Origin of the sequence: Pseudomonas sp. 102515 (assembly GCF_031085165.1) — a bacterium.
Taxonomy (GTDB): domain Bacteria; phylum Pseudomonadota; class Gammaproteobacteria; order Pseudomonadales; family Pseudomonadaceae; genus Chryseomonas.
Map to the genome: position 1 here is coordinate 132,415 of NZ_JAVHTY010000001.1, position 15,048 is coordinate 147,462.

The following is a 15,048-nucleotide window of genomic DNA, read 5'->3' on the forward strand; positions in this document are numbered from 1 at the left end:
ACGCGCAACCTCCTGGACACTGCCATGACCTCTTTCGAATCCACGCTGCTTTCCCGCATCGTCAGCGAGCTGGCGTCTTCCCACGCCCTGATGAATTGCCTCATCAAGGAATTCGCGCTACCAGAAAAGTGCCTGACCTATCGCTGGCCGGAAGATCGGCGCGGTATAGCGCCGGCCAATTATCTGAGTTGGTTGCAAGACGGCGGCGTCCCCTTGCTGATCAACTTTCCTGGCGACCGCCAGTTCTTCCTGGTCGTCGATCGACAGGATGAACTCGGCAGCCAGCGTTATTTATCCGATATCTATGTAAGACGCGGTGACCAGGCATGGTATTGCCCGGACTTTCCCGCCTTCATCGATTACCTGCTGGAGGCCTGCGAAGAGCTCGCCGGCGCCCACAATGGCGAGTTGCTGCAACAGGTGCTGCAGAGCCAGCGCCTGACGGCGGCCATCGTCGATCACGTGCAGGTCACGCGACATCCCGCTCCGCTCAGCGACTACCTGGCCAGCGAGCAGGGCCTGTGGTTCGGCCATCCCAATCACCCGGCACCCAAGGCACGGCGCTGGCCGGAGCCCCTGTCGGCCGAAGCCTATGCACCGGAGTTGCATACCAGCACCCCCATGCACGTGCTGGAGGTGACCCGCGCCGGGTTGCAGGTGGCCGGCAACGGCCTAAGCGAGGCCCAGGTGCTGCAGGGCTTCGTGGACCAGGCGCAGGCCGCCCCGGAGCGTGCGCGTATCGTGCTGCACCCGGTCCAGGCGCAGCTGTTCCTGGGCGATCCGCGGGTCCAGGCGCTGGTTGGCGACGGGGTGATCCGCGACCTCGGCGCCAGCGGCGCCCTGGCCAGTCCCACCGCGTCCATGCGCACCTGGTACCGCCCAGGCCATGCCTTTTTCATCAAGGGCTCGCTGAATGTGCGCATCACCAATTGCGTGCGCAAGAACGCCTGGTACGAACTGGAAAGCACCCTGATCGTCGACCGCCTCATGCAACGCCTGCAGGGGCGGGTGGCGGGGCTCGACATGGTGCGCGAGCCGGGTGCCCTGAGCTGGGCACCGCCGGCCGCCAGTGCCGAGGACGAGCGCTGGTTCCGCGAGCAGACCGGCGCCATCCTGCGCGAGAATTTCTGCCTGGAGCATGGCGCCGACTGCTGCCTGCTGGCCGGCACCCTGTTCGCCCGCGATACCCGTCTGCAGCCGCTGCTGCAGGACTTCCTCACCCGCTGCGGCGGCCAGGAACCCTGCGATGAGAGCCGTTTGGCCTGGTTCCAGGACTACCAGCGACTGCTGCTGGGGCCGGTGCTGCGGGTGTTCTTCGAGCACGGCGTGGTGCTGGAGCCACACCTGCAGAATTGCGTGCTGGTGCATGACAATGGCCGGCCCGTCCGCCTGCTGCTGCGCGACTTCGAAGGCATCAAGCTGACCGATACCCTCGGCGCCGAGGCCCTGGACGCCCACGTCCAGCCCCGGGTGCGCCAGTCGTTGCTCTACAGCCGCGACCAGGGCTGGCGGCGCATCGCCTACTGCCTGTTCGTCAACAACCTCGCCGAGGCGGTGCTGGCGCTGAGCTGGGAGCGTCCGCACCTGGCGCCGCGCCTGTGGCGGCAGGTGGAAGCCGAGCTGATCGCCATCCGCCGCGACCTGCAACGCGCCGCGCCCGAGCTGGATGCGCTGATCGCCGGCCAGCCGATTCCCTGCAAGACCAATCTCAAGGTGCGCCTCGCCGCCCAGGCCGATCGCCAGGCCGGCTACGTGCAGTTGCCTTGCCCCTGGGGCGCGGAGGTGCGTCATGGCTGAGCTACCGGCCACGGTGCGTGCCGCCCTCGTGGAGGCCCAGGCGCAGTCCGGCGATCCCCTGGCGGCCTTCGTCTACGACCTCGATGCCCTGCGGCGGCACGTCGCCGCGCTGATGGCCGAATTGCCCCCGGGCGTGGAGCTGTACTACGCCATCAAGGCCAACAGCGAGGCGCCGATCCTGGCGGCCCTGGCGCCGCTGGTGCACGGCTTCGAGATCTCTTCCGGTGGCGAGATCGATCGCCTGGCCGCCTGCCCGCAGCGCAAGCCGTTCATCTTCTCCGGTCCGGGCAAGCTGGATTCCGACCTGCGCACCGCCCTGAGCGCCGGGGTCGAAGCCATCCACCTGGAGAGCCTCGGCGAGATCCAGCGCCTGCAACGGCTGGCCCGTTCCCTGGGACGGGTCCAGCCGGTGTACATCCGCATCAATCCGCAATTGCCCGCGGGGTTGACCAGTACCCTGGCCATGGCCGGCACGGCGACGCCCTTCGGCTTCGACGAGGCCGACCTGCCCGCCGCGGTGGCGGCGGTAGAAGCGGCCAGCCACCTGCAGCTGCAGGGTTTCCACGTGCATGCCCTGTCGCACCAGCACTCGGTGGACCGCCATCTGCAACTGCTGGACTTCTACCTGGAGCGCTGGCCGCACTGGCGCGGCCTGGCCCGGCGCCCGGAGAGCCTGGTACGGCTCAACGTCGGTGGCGGCATCGGCGTGGATTACCGCGAAGGCCAGCGATTCGACTGGGCGCGGCTGTGCGCGCACCTGCGCGACCGTCTGGCCGCCCAGGCGCAGCCCCCGCTGATCCGTTTCGAGCCCGGACGTTTCCTCGCGGCCTTCTGCGGCTACTACGCCATAGAGGTGCTGGATACCAAGACCAGCCACGGCCAGCACTTCCTGGTCTGCCGTGGCGGGACCCACCAGTTCCGCCTGCCGGTGGCCCAGGGGCACGATCACCCGGTGCTGCACCTGCCCCGCGAGGCGCGGGCGACCGCGACCGGGGGCAAGGCCTGGACGGTGGTGGGCCAGCTCTGTACGCCCAAGGACATCCTCAGCCGCGGCCAGCCGCTGGGTGAGGTGCGGGTCGGCGACCTGCTGGTGCTGCCCCTGGCCGGCGCCTACGGCTACAACATCTCCCATGCGGACTTCCTCTGCCATCCGCGCCCCCGGCAGCTGTTCCTCGCCGGGAGCGGGAGTGCCCCGGCGTGAGCGCTGCGATCCCGCGGGTCTGGGTCGCGGTGAGCGTGCTGCTGGGCACGGTCACCGTCAGCCTGGCCAACACGGCGCTCAACCCGGCCCTGCCGGCCTTCATCGCCGCCTTCGACCTGGGGCCGCTGCTGGCCAGCTGGATCGTCGCCGGTTTCATGGTGGCCATGGGCATCACCATGCCGCTGACCGGCTTCCTGGCCGGGCGGATCGGGCGCCGGCGGCTCTATCGCCTCGGGCTGCTGGCCTTCATCGCCGGCTCGGCGCTGGGCGCCCTGGCCGATTCCATCGCCGGCGTGCTGCTGGCGCGGATGGTCCAGGGGGTGGCCAGCGGCCTGATGATTCCCCTGGCGCTGGGCATCATCTTCTCCGTCTATCCCAAGGAGGAGCGCGGGCGGGTGACCGGCTGGTGGGGTGGGGCGGTGATGCTGGCGCCGGCAGTGGGTCCGCTGTGCGGCAGCCTGCTGCTGGAGGTGTTCGACTGGCGCGCCCTGTTCCTGCTCAACGTCCCGGTGGGCCTGCTGGCCCTGGCCATGGGGCAGGTAGTGCTGCCCGCGGATGGCCCCCGCGAACACAGGCCCTTCGACCTGGCCGGCTACCTGCTGATCGCCAGTGGCCTGGGGCTGCTGCTGGTGACCCTCGGCCGGCTGCGCGAGCTGACGGCGCTGGGCGAACCCCTCAATCTGCTAGCCCTGGCGGCTGGATTCCTGTGCCTGCTGGCCTTCGTCCGGTTGCAATTGCGGCGCAGCCATCCGCTGCTGCCGCTGCGATTGTTCGCCCTGCGCGGCTACCGGGCCAGCGTCATCATCGCCGTGGTCCAGGCGGTGGGGATGTTCGAGTGCCTGGTGCTTCTACCACTCCTGGTCCAGCTGGTGCTGGGCCACAGCGCGCTCTGGACCGGTCTGGCGCTGCTCTGCACGGCCCTGGCGGCAGCGCTGTTCGGCCAGGTCGGCGGCCGCCTGCTCGACCGCCGCGGACCCCATGGCGTGATCGCCACCGGCCTGGCCCTCAGCGGCCTCGCCACCCTGGCCCTGGGGATGGTTGGCAGCCACGCTGGGCTGGCCTGGATCTGCGCACTGATGGTGCTGCGCGGCGTCGGCCTGGGGCTGTCCTACATGCCGGCTACCACCGCCGGCCTCAATACCCTGCCGGATGGCCAGGTCACCCAGGGCGCGGCCATGAACAACATCGCTCGGCGGCTGGTGTCCTCGGTGGCCGTGGTGGCCGCCTCCCTGTGGCTGGAACTGCGCCTGGGTGGCGCGGCCGGCTGGGGCCCGCGCCAGGCCGCCACCGGCGTCGCCATCCAGGACGCCTTCATCGCCACCGGCCTGTTCATCCTGCTGGCACTGCCCTGGGCCTGGCGCTTTCCCGCCGCCCAATCCCTTTCCGTTCGGAGGTATTCATGACCGCTCAGCTTTCACTCCCCGCGCGGCCCTGGCCGTCACCGGCCGATGCCGCCCTCTATCGCCAGGTCGAGCAGCGCGTGGTGGCGCAGTTGCTGCAGACGCTGATCTATGAAGAGGTGCTCAGCGCCCAGGTACAGCCGGTGGCGGATGGCCTCGCGCAGTATCGCCTGGCCGGTACCGCCGCCGATGGCCGCCCGGTGCACTACCTGGGCAGCGCGCCCGCCGCTGCCAGCTTCGGCCTGATCCGCCTGGACCCGCACAGCCTGGTGCGCCAGGACGTCCAGGGGAGCCGTGCTCCGACGCTGCACGAGACCCTGGCCGAATTGCTCGGCGAGCGGAGCGACGCGCCGCTGTGGCCGCGCTTCGTCCAGGAGCTGGAGCAGACGCTGCTCAAGGACCTGCAGTCGCGCCGCCAGGATTATCGTCCTGACCGCCCGGCCCACGAACTGGATGTGGACGCCCTGGAGCGGCACTTCATGGACGCCCATGGCTACCACCCCTGCTACAAGTCGCGCATCGGCTTCTCCCTGGCCGAGAACCGCCGCTACGGACCGGAGTTCGGCGAACCGATCCAGCTGGTCTGGCTGGCGCTGGCGCGCGAGCGGGCCTCGGTGGGGCACTCCCACCGCCTGGACTTTCCAGCCTTCATCGCCGAGGAGTTCGGTGTGGATCGCTGGACCACCCTGGCCGCCGAGTGGCGCGAACAGGGTCGGGCGCTGGACGACTACCAGCTGATCCCGGTGCATCCCTGGCAGTGGGAGCAGCACCTGGCCGCGCTGTTCCAGCCGGAACTGGTGAGTGGCGAGCTGCTCTACCTGGGCACCTCCCGCGACCAGTACGCCGCCCAGCAGTCCATCCGCACCCTGGCCAATCGCAGTGTGCCCCAGCGGCCCTACGTCAAGCTGGCGATGTGCCTGACCAACACCTCCAGTACCCGCATCCTGGCGCGCCACACGGTGCTCAACGGCCCGCTCATCACCGACTGGCTGCAGCGCCTGATCGAAACCGATCCCACCGCCCGCGACCTGGACTTCGTGGTGCTCGGCGAGGTCGCGGGCGTCGCCTACGACAGTCGCACGCTGCCGGTCAGCCGCGCGGGGCAGGTCTACGGCACCCTCGGCGCCGTCTGGCGCGAGAGCATCCATGCCTATCTGCGCGCGGATGAACAGGCGGTACCCTTCAACGGCCTGACCCAGGTGGAAAATCGTTATGGCCAGGGCGCGCCGCAGCCCTTCGTCGCCGCCTGGATCGAGCGCCATGGCCTGGATGCCTGGCTGCGGCAGTTGCTCAAGGTCACGGTGACGCCGCTCATGCACATGCTCCACGCCGAGGGCATCGGCATGGAGTCCCACGGCCAGAACATCGTGCTGATCCACCGCGACGGCTGGCCGCTGCGCATCGCCCTCAAGGATTTCCACGACGGGGTACGCTACGCTGAGCGCCACCTGGCGCGCCCGGCGCTGCGCCCGACCCTGGAACCCTTGCCGGCGAGCCACGCGCGGATCAACCGCAACTCCTTCATCCTCACCGAGGACGTGGACGCGGTACGCGACTTCACCTGCGATGCCTTCTTCTTCATCGCCCTGGGCGAGCTGGCGGTGTTCCTGCGCCAGCACTTCGCCCTGGCCGAGGCCGATTTCTGGCAGGCGACCGCCACGGTCATCCTCGACTACCAGCGCGCCCATCCCCAGCACCGGGCGCGCTATGCGCTGTTCGACGTCTTCGCCCCCACCTTCGAGGTGGAGGAGCTGACCAAGCGGCGGCTGCTGGGCGATGGCGAGCGGCGTTTCAAGGCGGTGGCCAACCCGCTGCATCCCTACCGGCCCGCCGCATGCTGAGGCGCAATCGACTCAAGGCCGCCCTGGCGGCGGGCACCCCCAGCCACGGGCTGTTCGCCTCGTTGCCCACGCCCGCCAGCATCGAGCTGATCGCCGAAGCCGGCTACGACTTCGTGATCATCGATATGGAGCACGTGCTGATCAATCCGGAAACCCTGGAGAACATGATCCGCACCGCCGAGAGCTACGAGCTCACGCCGCTGGTGCGGGTGCCGGACGCCGAGCCCAAGCGCCTGCTGCGCCTGCTCGATGGCGGGGCGCAGGGGATCGTGCTGCCCTGTGTGGAGGACCCGGCGGTGCTGGCCGCTGCGGTGCGCGCCTGCAAGTACCACCCACAGGGCGAGCGCAGCCTCAATGCCGGACGTCCAGGCGCCTTCGGTAAATCCAGCCTGGCCGACTACGTGACTCGCGCCAACGCCCAGATCCTGGTGGTCGCCATGATCGAGAGTGCCACCGGCGTCGCCCGGGCGGCCGAGATCGCGGCGGTCCCGGGGGTGGACCTGCTGCTCGAAGGCGCGGCGGACCTGTCGCAATCCCTCGGTCGCCCGTGGCAGATCGCCGATCCCGCGGTGCAGGAGGCGTTGCGCCAGACCTGGGCCGCCGCCCAGCGCCAGGGCACGCCCTACTGCGCCATCCCCCGGCGCCCGGAGGACCTCGACCTCTGGCGCGCGCGGGGCGTCACCACCTTCGTGCTCGGCGACGAGCGCGGCATCGCCTTTCGGGCCCTGCAGGCCCGCCTGACCGCCCATTCCTGCGGAGAATCCCCATGAACGCCCAGACCCAAGCCACCGACCTGATCCTGCAGGACCTGTTCGACTGCCTGCTGGTCGAAGACGTCTTCGCCTCGATGGCCGTGACCCTGGCGGCCGCGGCCCCGGAACATCCCGCTGTCTTGCAGCCGGCCGCCCCGGAGGAGCGCCTCTGGGAATGCTGCTGCGATCCCCGCGAGCAGCGTTTCATCGCCGCGCGGGTGCGCCCGGGCATCACCCAGGCCTGGGTGAAGGTGCCCGGTACGCCGCTCCTGGCGCGCCAGGACGATGCCTGGAGCAGCCTCACGCCCGAGGCCTTCGTCAGCCTGGTGTTCGCCCAGGCGGCCGCCGATCCGGCGCAGGCGCGGGGCATCGCCCTGCTGCGCGAGACCCTGGCCACCAGTCTGCGGCAGACCCGGCTGTCGCTGGAACAACCCTTGGTACCGGGCCCGCTGCTCGAGGGCGACGGCCAGGCCGCCTTCCTGCAGCTGGAGCGCTGGGCCGCCCTGCGGGATCGACCCTATCACCCCCTGGCCAAGGCCAAGCTGGGCCTGAATGACGCCGACTACCAGGCCTACCAGGCCGAATTCGGCCAACCCGTGCGCCTGGCCTGGGTCGCGGTGCGCCGCGATCAGCTGCTGTGCGGCGAGGGCGTGGCGGCGGAGGGCCAGGGGCCCGCGGCCGACCTGCTGACCCCAGCGGCGCTGGCCGAGTTGCAGGCCGAATTGCAGCAGCGCGGCCTGGCCGAGAGTCACCTGGCGCTGCCGGTACACCCCTGGCAACTCGCCGAGGGACTGCCGGGCCGGCTGGACGAGGCCTTCGCCAGCGGCGTCTGCCAGCACCTGGACTTCGCCGGCGCACGCTGCCACGCCACCTCGTCGCTGCGCTCCATGCTCATGGAGGAGGGCACGGGCGTGGCCCAGCTCAAGTTGCCCATGGCGGTGCATTCCCTGGGCGCTTCGCGCTACCTGCCGGCGGTGAAGATGATCAACGGCTCGCGCAGCGAGGCCCTGTTGCGCCAGGCCCGCACCCTGGACCCGGTGCTCGCGGAGAGCCTGCACCTGTGCGACGAGTCGCGCTGGTGGGCCGTCATGCCGCCGGCGGCGACCCTGTTCGACGAGGCACCGCGGCATCTCTCGGCCATGGTGCGCGGCTATCCCGCGGCGCTGCTGGCCGATCCCGACTGCCGCCTGCTGCCCATGGCCGCGCTCGGCACGCCGTTGCCGGGCAGTCACCGGCATTTCTTCGATGACTGGCTGGCGGCCCGGGCACTGGCGCCGACCCCGGCCAACGTCCTGCTGTTGCTGGGTGAGCTGTGCCACAGCTTCATCGATCTCAACCTGCGCCTGTTCCGCCTCGGCCTGCTCGGCGAGGTGCACGGGCAGAATGCCGTGCTGGTCTGGCGCGCCGGACGCATCCAGGGCCTGCTGCTGCGCGACCATGACTCCCTGCGCCTGCATGTGCCCTGGCTGGAGCGCCAGGGGCTGGCCGATCCGCAGTACCGGATCAAGCCCGGTCATGCCCAGACCCTCTATCACGAGCATCCGCGCGACCTGCTGTTCTGGTTCCAGACCCTGGGCATCCAGGTCAACCTCAGGGCCATCTTCGAAACCCTCGCGAGCTGCTACGCTGTCCCGCTGACCGCCGCCTGGACGCTGCTGCGCGAGGTGTTGGAGGAGCGCATCGCGGCCCTGGACTTCGACGCCGAGGCCCGGGCGCTGCTCCGGGAGACGCTGTTCGACGCACCGGACTGGCCGCAGAAGTGGCTACTGCGCCCGATGATCGAGCGGGCCGGTGGGCCCGGCAGCATGCCGTTCGGCAAGGGCAGGGTGGTCAATCCCTTTCATCAGGTGAGCCATGCCTCCTAGGTTCCGTACGAAAAGTCGCCGAGCAAAGGTTAGGCAAGGCAAAAATCGGCGAGGAAGCGGAGTTTACGAGTGGTAAATGAGCATTCCGAGCTGATTTTTAACGCAGCATCACCGAGCGTAGGCACTTGTCGTACAGAGCCTGGTGTTTCCTCAACCATGACCCGCCGCCGGCTGCTCGGGCTCGGCGGCATTCTCGCCTCCGGCCTGGCGCTGCAGCCGGGCGTGGCCCGGGCGCAGTCCGCCCGCGTGGCCACGCTGTTCCAGGGCGCCACCGACAGCGCCGTGGCGCTGGGGTTCAGGCCTTGTGGGGTGGTCGAGTCCTGGAGCGAGAAACCCGTCTATCGCTACCTGCGCCCGGCCCTGGCAGGGGTGCCTTCGCTCGGCCTGGAAACCCAGCCGAGCCTGGAGGACCTGGCGCTGCTGGCGCCCGACCTGATCGTCGCCTCGCGCTTTCGCCATGGCCGGATCGCACCGCTGCTGCAGCAGCTATGCCCGGTCGTGATGCTGGAGGAGGTCTTCGAATTCAAGCAGACCCTGCTGGCCCTGGGCACTGCCGCGGGGCGTGAAGCGGACGCCATGGCCCTGCTGCAGGCCTGGCAGGCGCGCATCGCCCGTGTGCGCGAGGCGCTGCAACGCCACTACGGCGCCCAGTGGCCGCCGACGGTGGCGGTACTGGACGTGCGCGCCGATCACCTGCGCAGCTATTTGCCCGGCAGCTTCGCCGGGCGGGTACTCAGCGAGCTGGGCTTCGCCTGGCCGCCGGCCAGCCAGGGCAGCGCCGCGCCCTCGATCAAGCTGACTTCCCGGGAAAGCCTGCCGGTGGTCGAGGCCGAGGTCTTCTTCGTCTTCCTGCGCACCGACCAGGCCGCGGTGCAGCGCAACTACGCCAGTCTGCTCGAGCACCCGCTCTGGCAGCGCCTGGGCGCCCCCCGGCGCGGGCAGGTCTGGCGGGTCGACGGGGTGGCCTGGAGCCTGGGCGGCGGCATCCTCGCGGCGAATCGGCTGCTGGACGACATCGAGCGCGTCCTGGCCGCCCAGGGGGCCGCATGAGCGCGCCCTTCAGATTGCTGTTGCTCGCGCTGACCCTGGCGCTGACCGCCGTGCTGAGTCTTTCGGTGGGCGCCCGCTGGATCGCGCCGGGTACCGTGGTGGCGGCCCTGGTGCAGCATCCCGCGCAGGCGCTGGATGCGACCCTGGTCAACACCACGCGCCTGACGCGCTTGCTGATCGCCCTGGTGGTGGGCGCCAACCTGGCGGTGGCCGGCGCCCTGATGCAGGCCATGACGCGCAATCCCCTGGCCTCGCCGGGCCTGTTCGGCATCAACGCCGGCGCTACCTTCGCCCTGGTGCTGGGTATCACCCTGCTGGGGCTGTCCAGCACGGAAAGCTGGGTACTCTGCGCGCTGCTGGGCGCGGCGGTGGCCGGCACGCTGGTGTGGATACTGGGCAACCAGGGCCAGGCGCGCCTCACGCCACTGCGCATCGTACTGGCCGGCGCCGCGCTGGCGGCGCTGTTCACCGCCTTCAGCCAGGCGCTGCTGGTGATCAATCAAGAGGGACTGGATAGCGTGCTCTTCTGGCTGGCCGGCTCGGTGGGCGAGCGCAACCTCGCTAGCGCGACGCCCCTGCTGGTGTTCAGCCTGCTGGCCCTGGTCGCCGCCGGGGTCCTGGCCGGACAGCTGGATGTGCTGGTCGCCGGTGACGACCTGGCCCGCGGCCTGGGCCAGCCCATCGGGCTGATCCGCCTGCTGGCCGGGGTGCTGGTGATCTGCCTGGCCGGTAGCGCCGTGGCCCTGGCCGGTAACATCGGCTTCATCGGCCTGATGGTGCCGCACCTGGTGCGCGGGCTGTTGGCGCGCGCGCGAAACGAGCATCGCTGGCTGATTCCCGGCTGCGCCCTGGGCGGGGCCCTGCTGCTGGTGCTGGCCGACAGCCTGGCGCGAGTGGTGATCCTGCCCCAGGAGGTACCCGTGGGCATCATGACGGCGCTATTCGGCGGGCCCTTCTTCATCCATCTGGCGCGCCGGGGAGGCAGCCATGGCCGCTGAGATCGTCTGGCGGCTCGGCCGTTTCTCCCGGCGCCTGGCCCCGGCCACCCTGGGGCGGCTGGCCGTCGCCGCGCTGGTGGCCCTGGCGGCCTTGCTGCTATGCCTCTGCCTGGGCAAGGTCTGGTTGACGCCCACCCAGGTGCTGGCCGCCTGGGCCGACGACGCGCCCCGTGGGCTGGGCTTCATCGTCATGCAATTACGTTTGCCGCGGGCGCTGCTGGCGGCCCTGGTCGGCAGCGCCCTAGCGGTGTCCGGCCTGCTGCTGCAGGGCCAGGTGCGCAATCCCCTGGCCTCGCCGGACCTGCTGGGCATCACCAGTGGCGCCAGTGCCGGGGCGGTCTGCTATCTGGCGTTTCTGGCCGCAAGTCTCGGGCCGCATGGCCTGCCGCTCGCCGCGATGCTCGGTGCGGGCCTGGCGGCGCTGCTGGTCTATGGCCTGGCCTGGAATCACGGCGCCTCGCCGTTGCGGCTGGTGCTGGTGGGGGTAGGGGTGTCGGCCATGCTCGCCGCGGCCACTACCTTCCTGCTGGTGTTCAGCCCGCTGACCACCACGCTGTCCGCCTACGTCTGGCTGACCGGCAGCGTCTATGGCGCCAGCTGGCCGGAGGTGCGCGCCCTGGGCCTGTGGTGGCTGGCCCTGTTGCTGCCACTGGCGGTCCTGGCGCGACACGCCGTGCTGGCGCAACTCGACGACGACCTGGCCCGCGGCCTCGGCGTGCGCCTGCAGCGGCAACGCGCGGCCCTGCTGGCGCTGGCCGTGGCCCTGGCCGGGGTGGCCATCGCCTGGGGGGGCGCCATCGCCTTCGTCGGCCTCATCGCGCCCCATATCGCCCGCCGCCTGCTGCCCAGTGGGTTCGCCGGTCAGGCGCTGCTGGCGGCCCTGGTGGGAGCGCTGCTGGTGATGCTCGCCGACCTGCTGGGTCGTACCCTGTTCCTGCCCCTGGATCTGCCGGCCGGCATCTTCGTCGCCGCCCTTGGGGCGCCTTTTTTCCTCTACCTGCTGATCCGGCAACGCCCCTGAAGGAGGCTTCATGGCAACCCTGGCCAGCCGCGGCCTGACCCTCGGCTACGGCACCCAGACCATCATCGAGGCCCTCGATCTCGAATTACCACCGGGTCGCGTCTCGGTCCTCATCGGCAGCAACGGCTCCGGCAAGAGCACCCTACTCAAGGCCTGCGCCCGGCTGCTGGAACCACGCCAGGGCCAGGTGCTGCTCGATGGCCAGGACATCCACCGGCAGTCCACCGCCGCCCTGGCCCAGCGATTGGCGGTCCTGCCACAGACCCCGGTGGCGCCCGAGGGCATCAGCGTGCGGCAGCTGGTCAGCCTTGGCCGCTATCCCTACCAGAACTGGATGCGCCAATGGTCGGCGGACGATGCCGCGGCGGTGGACAAGGCGCTGCGCCTCACCGACCTGCTGGCGCTGGCGGATCGGCCGGTGGACGATCTCTCCGGCGGGCAGCGCCAGCGCGCCTGGATCGCCCTGACCCTGGCCCAGGACACCGATTGCCTGTTGCTGGACGAACCCACCACCTACCTGGACCTGGCGCACCAGATCGAGGTGCTGGACCTGCTGCGCCAGCTGAACCGGGAGGAGGGCAAGACCATCGTCATGGTGCTGCACGACCTCAATCTCGCCTGCCGCTACGCCGACCACCTGGTCGCCGTCCACCAGCGTCGCGCCTTCGCCCAGGGCGCTCCTGCGGCGGTATTGACGGAAGCCCTGGTACGGGAGGTGTTCGCCCTGGAATGCCGGATCATCGCCGATCCCTATTTTGGTACGCCGCTGTGCATTCCCTTCGGTCGCGAGGCACCGCCATGTGCCTGAGGCCCACCCTTGACAGCGCCCAGCGAGACGAGCTGCGCAGCACCTTCGGCCTGCGCGAAGCCGGTGAGCGCGATGGGCAGCACAGCCAGCCGGTCGCCGCCTGGCTGGACGCCGCGCGCTGCGCAGAGTTGCTCGACGACCTGGGGGCGCGCATGCAAGCGCCCACGCGGCGGGTCGCGGCGTCGCTGCTGACCAAACGGCTGGGCTTCCTTACCACCGGGGTGGCCTTCCACGCCCTGTCGGCCTATGACCGGCGCCTGGACCTGACGCCTGGCAATGTCTGGATCGAGGATGGCCACGTCCAGGGACGCTGGCACTCGACGCTACCGCTGATCGATACCCGGCCCCTGCCTGCCCTCGACGATCACGCCACCGCACGGGCGTTGCTGGCTCGCACCCTGTTCGGCGAGCTGCTGCGGCCGCTCTGGGAGACCCTGGCGCAGGTTGGCCGCGTCTCGCCGCGCATCCTCTGGGAAAACGTCGCGGTGCGGCTCTATTCGCTGTACGACCGCCGCCTTGCCGAACTGGACGATCCGGCCATTCGTGCCCGCTGCGCCGAGGACTTCGCCTGGCTGCTGGCGGCCACGCCGGCGGAGCTGGGGCTGGAGACCAATCCGCTGGCGCAATTCCGCCGGCCTGCAACGGCCAGTACCGTGGGACGTCCCGTCCGTTTCCGACGTACCTGCTGCTTCTACTACCAGGCCACGGCACCTGCCGAATACTGCTCCAACTGCCCGCTGATCCGCCCCCGGGAGGCCGTATGCCCAGCCACCTGAGCGAGCTGTCGGCCGCGCTGATCGCCGGCTACGCCGAGATTTTCGCCTCGACCCTGGGCCATCTCGGACGTACGGGTTACCTGCCCGAGCTCAAGCCGGCGGTAGCCGGTGCGCGCCTGCTGGGCCGGGTGATGACGGCGCGCATTCCCTTGCCCCACGGCGCCCTGTTGCGCGAGGCGCTGATCGCCAGTCGCCCGGGCGACGTCCTGGTGATCGAGGCCGTCGGCGATCCCCACTGCGCCTGCTGGGGCGAATTGCGCACCCTGGCGGCCCTGGTCAAGGGTCTGGCCGGCGTGGTGGTGAGCGGCGCCATCACCGACATCCAGGCGCTTCGCCAACTCGGTCTGCCGGTGTTCCATCGCGGCATCAGCGCCGTCACCACCCAGGGTGGAGCGGCGCTAGGCGAATTGAACGTCGAACTCCAGCTCGGCGAGACGCTCGTCTGCCCCGGTGATCTCGCCCTGGGAGACGACGACGGATTGTTTGTCCTGTCGCCCGTGCGGGCCGCAGCCTTGCTGCCACTGGCCCAGGCCAAGGAAGCCGCGGATCAGGCGCGGCGTGCGCAGCTGCTGCAGCGGCTGACCGAGGGTCGCTGAAGCCACTATTCCGGCTTGGTGCCGATCTGCTCGCGCAAGAGTTGCAGGTAACGCCGCGCGCCCAGGCCCTGGGGACGGTTCTTGATCCAGATGACGTCGATCCAGCGGCGGATCTGGCTAGCCATGTTGTCGAACTGCACCTGTTCGAGCAGGCCGGCGGCGATCAGCGGCCTGACCAGCGGGTGGGGCAGATAGGCCCAGCCCAGCCCGGCCTGCACCAGGTCCAGCGTCGCCAGATAGCTGTCGGTGAGCCAGACCCGCTGCGACAGCACGATCTGCGGGTCCGAGGCGTTGCGGTCGCCGCCGGCGACCACGATCTGGCGGGTATCGGCCATCAGCGTTTCGCCCAGAGGTCGACCGGTGTGGGTCGAGGGGTAGCCGGGCGCGGCCACCGCCGTGAGCAGCTGGCTGCCGGCCTCGGCGAAACCTTCCTGCTCGTTGATCCCCGGTCGTTCGAAGATCAGCGCCAGGTCGACGCTACCATCGTGCAGCAGGCGGATCGCCTCGGCGCGTGCCGCCGAGCGGATCTCGATTTCCAGCGCCGGAAATTCCTCGGCCAGGGTCACCAGCGGCCGACTCCAGGCACCCGTCTGCAACTCCGGCGCCATCACCAGCACGAAGCGCCGCTCCAGCCCGGCGTGCAATTGCAGGGCATGGGCGCCGAGCAGATTGAGCTGGCTGGCCACCTGCCGTGCCTGGGGTTCGAGGGCGCGCGCGGCGGGGGTAGGCAAGGCCTTGCGGGTGGCGCGATCGAACAGCACCAGGTCCAGCTCGGCCTCCAGCTGGGAAATCGCCATGTTGACCGCTGACGGCACCCGCCCCAGGACGCGGGCCGCCGCGGAAAAGGAGCCCTCGTCGATCACGGCGAGGAAGACCCGAAGCGTTTCGCTGGTAAAGGCCATGGTTGTCAATTTCGCTGATAACGATCGTCTTTTTGTATCAG

Annotated in this window: 13 protein-coding genes; 12 read left to right on the top strand and 1 reads right to left on the bottom strand. The window is 70.0% G+C overall.

Features of this window, described 5'->3' with window-relative positions; all coding sequences use genetic code 11:
• Nucleotides 1-24 precede the first annotated feature (24 nt).
• The 12 genes from RCF34_RS00615 (at nucleotide 25) to RCF34_RS00670 (ending at nucleotide 14,105) form a co-directional block, all read left to right on the top strand.
• Complete coding sequence (locus RCF34_RS00615; RefSeq protein ID WP_308706411.1) at nucleotides 25-1,797, top strand: IucA/IucC family protein; 1,773 nt, start codon at nucleotides 25-27, stop codon at nucleotides 1,795-1,797.
• Entirely contained in the window at nucleotides 1,790-2,998 is a 1,209-nt protein-coding gene (locus tag RCF34_RS00620; RefSeq protein ID WP_308706412.1) for a type III PLP-dependent enzyme, read from the top strand. The genes RCF34_RS00615 and RCF34_RS00620 overlap by 8 nt, the downstream gene beginning before the upstream one ends.
• On the top strand, nucleotides 2,995-4,401 hold the full coding sequence (locus tag RCF34_RS00625; RefSeq protein WP_308706413.1) for a DHA2 family efflux MFS transporter permease subunit: 1,407 nt from the start codon (nucleotides 2,995-2,997) through the stop codon (nucleotides 4,399-4,401). Before RCF34_RS00620 ends, RCF34_RS00625 begins: the two co-directional genes overlap by 4 nt.
• Nucleotides 4,398-6,239 (top strand): IucA/IucC family protein, encoded by a 1,842-nt coding sequence (locus tag RCF34_RS00630; RefSeq protein ID WP_308706414.1) that lies wholly within the window; start codon nucleotides 4,398-4,400, stop codon nucleotides 6,237-6,239. The genes RCF34_RS00625 and RCF34_RS00630 overlap by 4 nt, the downstream gene beginning before the upstream one ends.
• Nucleotides 6,233-7,009 (top strand): aldolase/citrate lyase family protein, encoded by a 777-nt coding sequence (locus RCF34_RS00635; protein ID WP_308706415.1) that lies wholly within the window; start codon nucleotides 6,233-6,235, stop codon nucleotides 7,007-7,009. The genes RCF34_RS00630 and RCF34_RS00635 overlap by 7 nt, the downstream gene beginning before the upstream one ends.
• Complete coding sequence (locus RCF34_RS00640) at nucleotides 7,006-8,856, top strand: IucA/IucC family protein (RefSeq protein ID WP_308706416.1); 1,851 nt, start codon at nucleotides 7,006-7,008, stop codon at nucleotides 8,854-8,856. The genes RCF34_RS00635 and RCF34_RS00640 overlap by 4 nt, the downstream gene beginning before the upstream one ends.
• A gap of 156 nt (nucleotides 8,857-9,012) precedes the next feature.
• Nucleotides 9,013-9,906, top strand: a complete 894-nt coding sequence (locus RCF34_RS00645) for an iron-siderophore ABC transporter substrate-binding protein (RefSeq protein ID WP_308706417.1) — start codon at nucleotides 9,013-9,015, stop codon at nucleotides 9,904-9,906.
• Entirely contained in the window at nucleotides 9,903-10,904 is a 1,002-nt protein-coding gene (locus tag RCF34_RS00650; protein WP_308706418.1) for an iron ABC transporter permease, read from the top strand. Before RCF34_RS00645 ends, RCF34_RS00650 begins: the two co-directional genes overlap by 4 nt.
• Nucleotides 10,894-11,925, top strand: a complete 1,032-nt coding sequence (locus tag RCF34_RS00655) for an iron ABC transporter permease (protein ID WP_308706419.1) — start codon at nucleotides 10,894-10,896, stop codon at nucleotides 11,923-11,925. Before RCF34_RS00650 ends, RCF34_RS00655 begins: the two co-directional genes overlap by 11 nt.
• A 10-nt stretch (nucleotides 11,926-11,935) precedes the next feature.
• Nucleotides 11,936-12,733 (top strand): ABC transporter ATP-binding protein, encoded by a 798-nt coding sequence (locus RCF34_RS00660; RefSeq protein WP_308706420.1) that lies wholly within the window; start codon nucleotides 11,936-11,938, stop codon nucleotides 12,731-12,733.
• Nucleotides 12,724-13,509, top strand: coding sequence for an IucA/IucC family C-terminal-domain containing protein (locus tag RCF34_RS00665; RefSeq protein WP_308706421.1), 786 nt, complete (start codon nucleotides 12,724-12,726; stop codon nucleotides 13,507-13,509). The genes RCF34_RS00660 and RCF34_RS00665 overlap by 10 nt, the downstream gene beginning before the upstream one ends.
• Nucleotides 13,494-14,105 carry an RraA family protein gene (locus RCF34_RS00670; protein ID WP_308706422.1) on the top strand — a complete coding sequence of 204 codons (612 nt, stop codon included), beginning with the start codon at nucleotides 13,494-13,496 and terminating at the stop codon, nucleotides 14,103-14,105. The genes RCF34_RS00665 and RCF34_RS00670 overlap by 16 nt, the downstream gene beginning before the upstream one ends.
• A gap of 5 nt (nucleotides 14,106-14,110) precedes the next feature.
• Here the strand turns inward: RCF34_RS00670 and RCF34_RS00675 are convergent, their stop codons facing one another.
• On the bottom strand, nucleotides 14,111-15,007 hold the full coding sequence (locus tag RCF34_RS00675) for a LysR family transcriptional regulator (RefSeq protein WP_308706423.1): 897 nt from the start codon (nucleotides 15,005-15,007) through the stop codon (nucleotides 14,111-14,113).
• Nucleotides 15,008-15,048: the final 41 nt, after the last annotated feature.

Excerpts from the sequence above, each read along its gene's own strand:
- RCF34_RS00615 (WP_308706411.1), top strand. The coding sequence starts at position 25 with ATGACCTCTTTCGAATCCACGCTGCTTTCCCGCATCGTCAGCGAGCTG.
- RCF34_RS00620 (WP_308706412.1), top strand. The coding sequence starts at position 1,790 with ATGGCTGAGCTACCGGCCACGGTGCGTGCCGCCCTCGTGGAGGCCCAG.
- RCF34_RS00630 (WP_308706414.1), top strand. The coding sequence starts at position 4,398 with ATGACCGCTCAGCTTTCACTCCCCGCGCGGCCCTGGCCGTCACCGGCC.
- RCF34_RS00635 (WP_308706415.1), top strand. The coding sequence starts at position 6,233 with ATGCTGAGGCGCAATCGACTCAAGGCCGCCCTGGCGGCGGGCACCCCC.
- RCF34_RS00640 (WP_308706416.1), top strand. The coding sequence starts at position 7,006 with ATGAACGCCCAGACCCAAGCCACCGACCTGATCCTGCAGGACCTGTTC.
- RCF34_RS00645 (WP_308706417.1), top strand. The coding sequence starts at position 9,013 with ATGACCCGCCGCCGGCTGCTCGGGCTCGGCGGCATTCTCGCCTCCGGC.
- RCF34_RS00650 (WP_308706418.1), top strand. The coding sequence starts at position 9,903 with ATGAGCGCGCCCTTCAGATTGCTGTTGCTCGCGCTGACCCTGGCGCTG.
- RCF34_RS00655 (WP_308706419.1), top strand. The coding sequence starts at position 10,894 with ATGGCCGCTGAGATCGTCTGGCGGCTCGGCCGTTTCTCCCGGCGCCTG.
- RCF34_RS00660 (WP_308706420.1), top strand. The coding sequence starts at position 11,936 with ATGGCAACCCTGGCCAGCCGCGGCCTGACCCTCGGCTACGGCACCCAG.
- RCF34_RS00665 (WP_308706421.1), top strand. The coding sequence starts at position 12,724 with ATGTGCCTGAGGCCCACCCTTGACAGCGCCCAGCGAGACGAGCTGCGC.
- RCF34_RS00670 (WP_308706422.1), top strand. The coding sequence starts at position 13,494 with ATGCCCAGCCACCTGAGCGAGCTGTCGGCCGCGCTGATCGCCGGCTAC.
- RCF34_RS00675 (WP_308706423.1), bottom strand. The coding sequence starts at position 15,007 with ATGGCCTTTACCAGCGAAACGCTTCGGGTCTTCCTCGCCGTGATCGAC.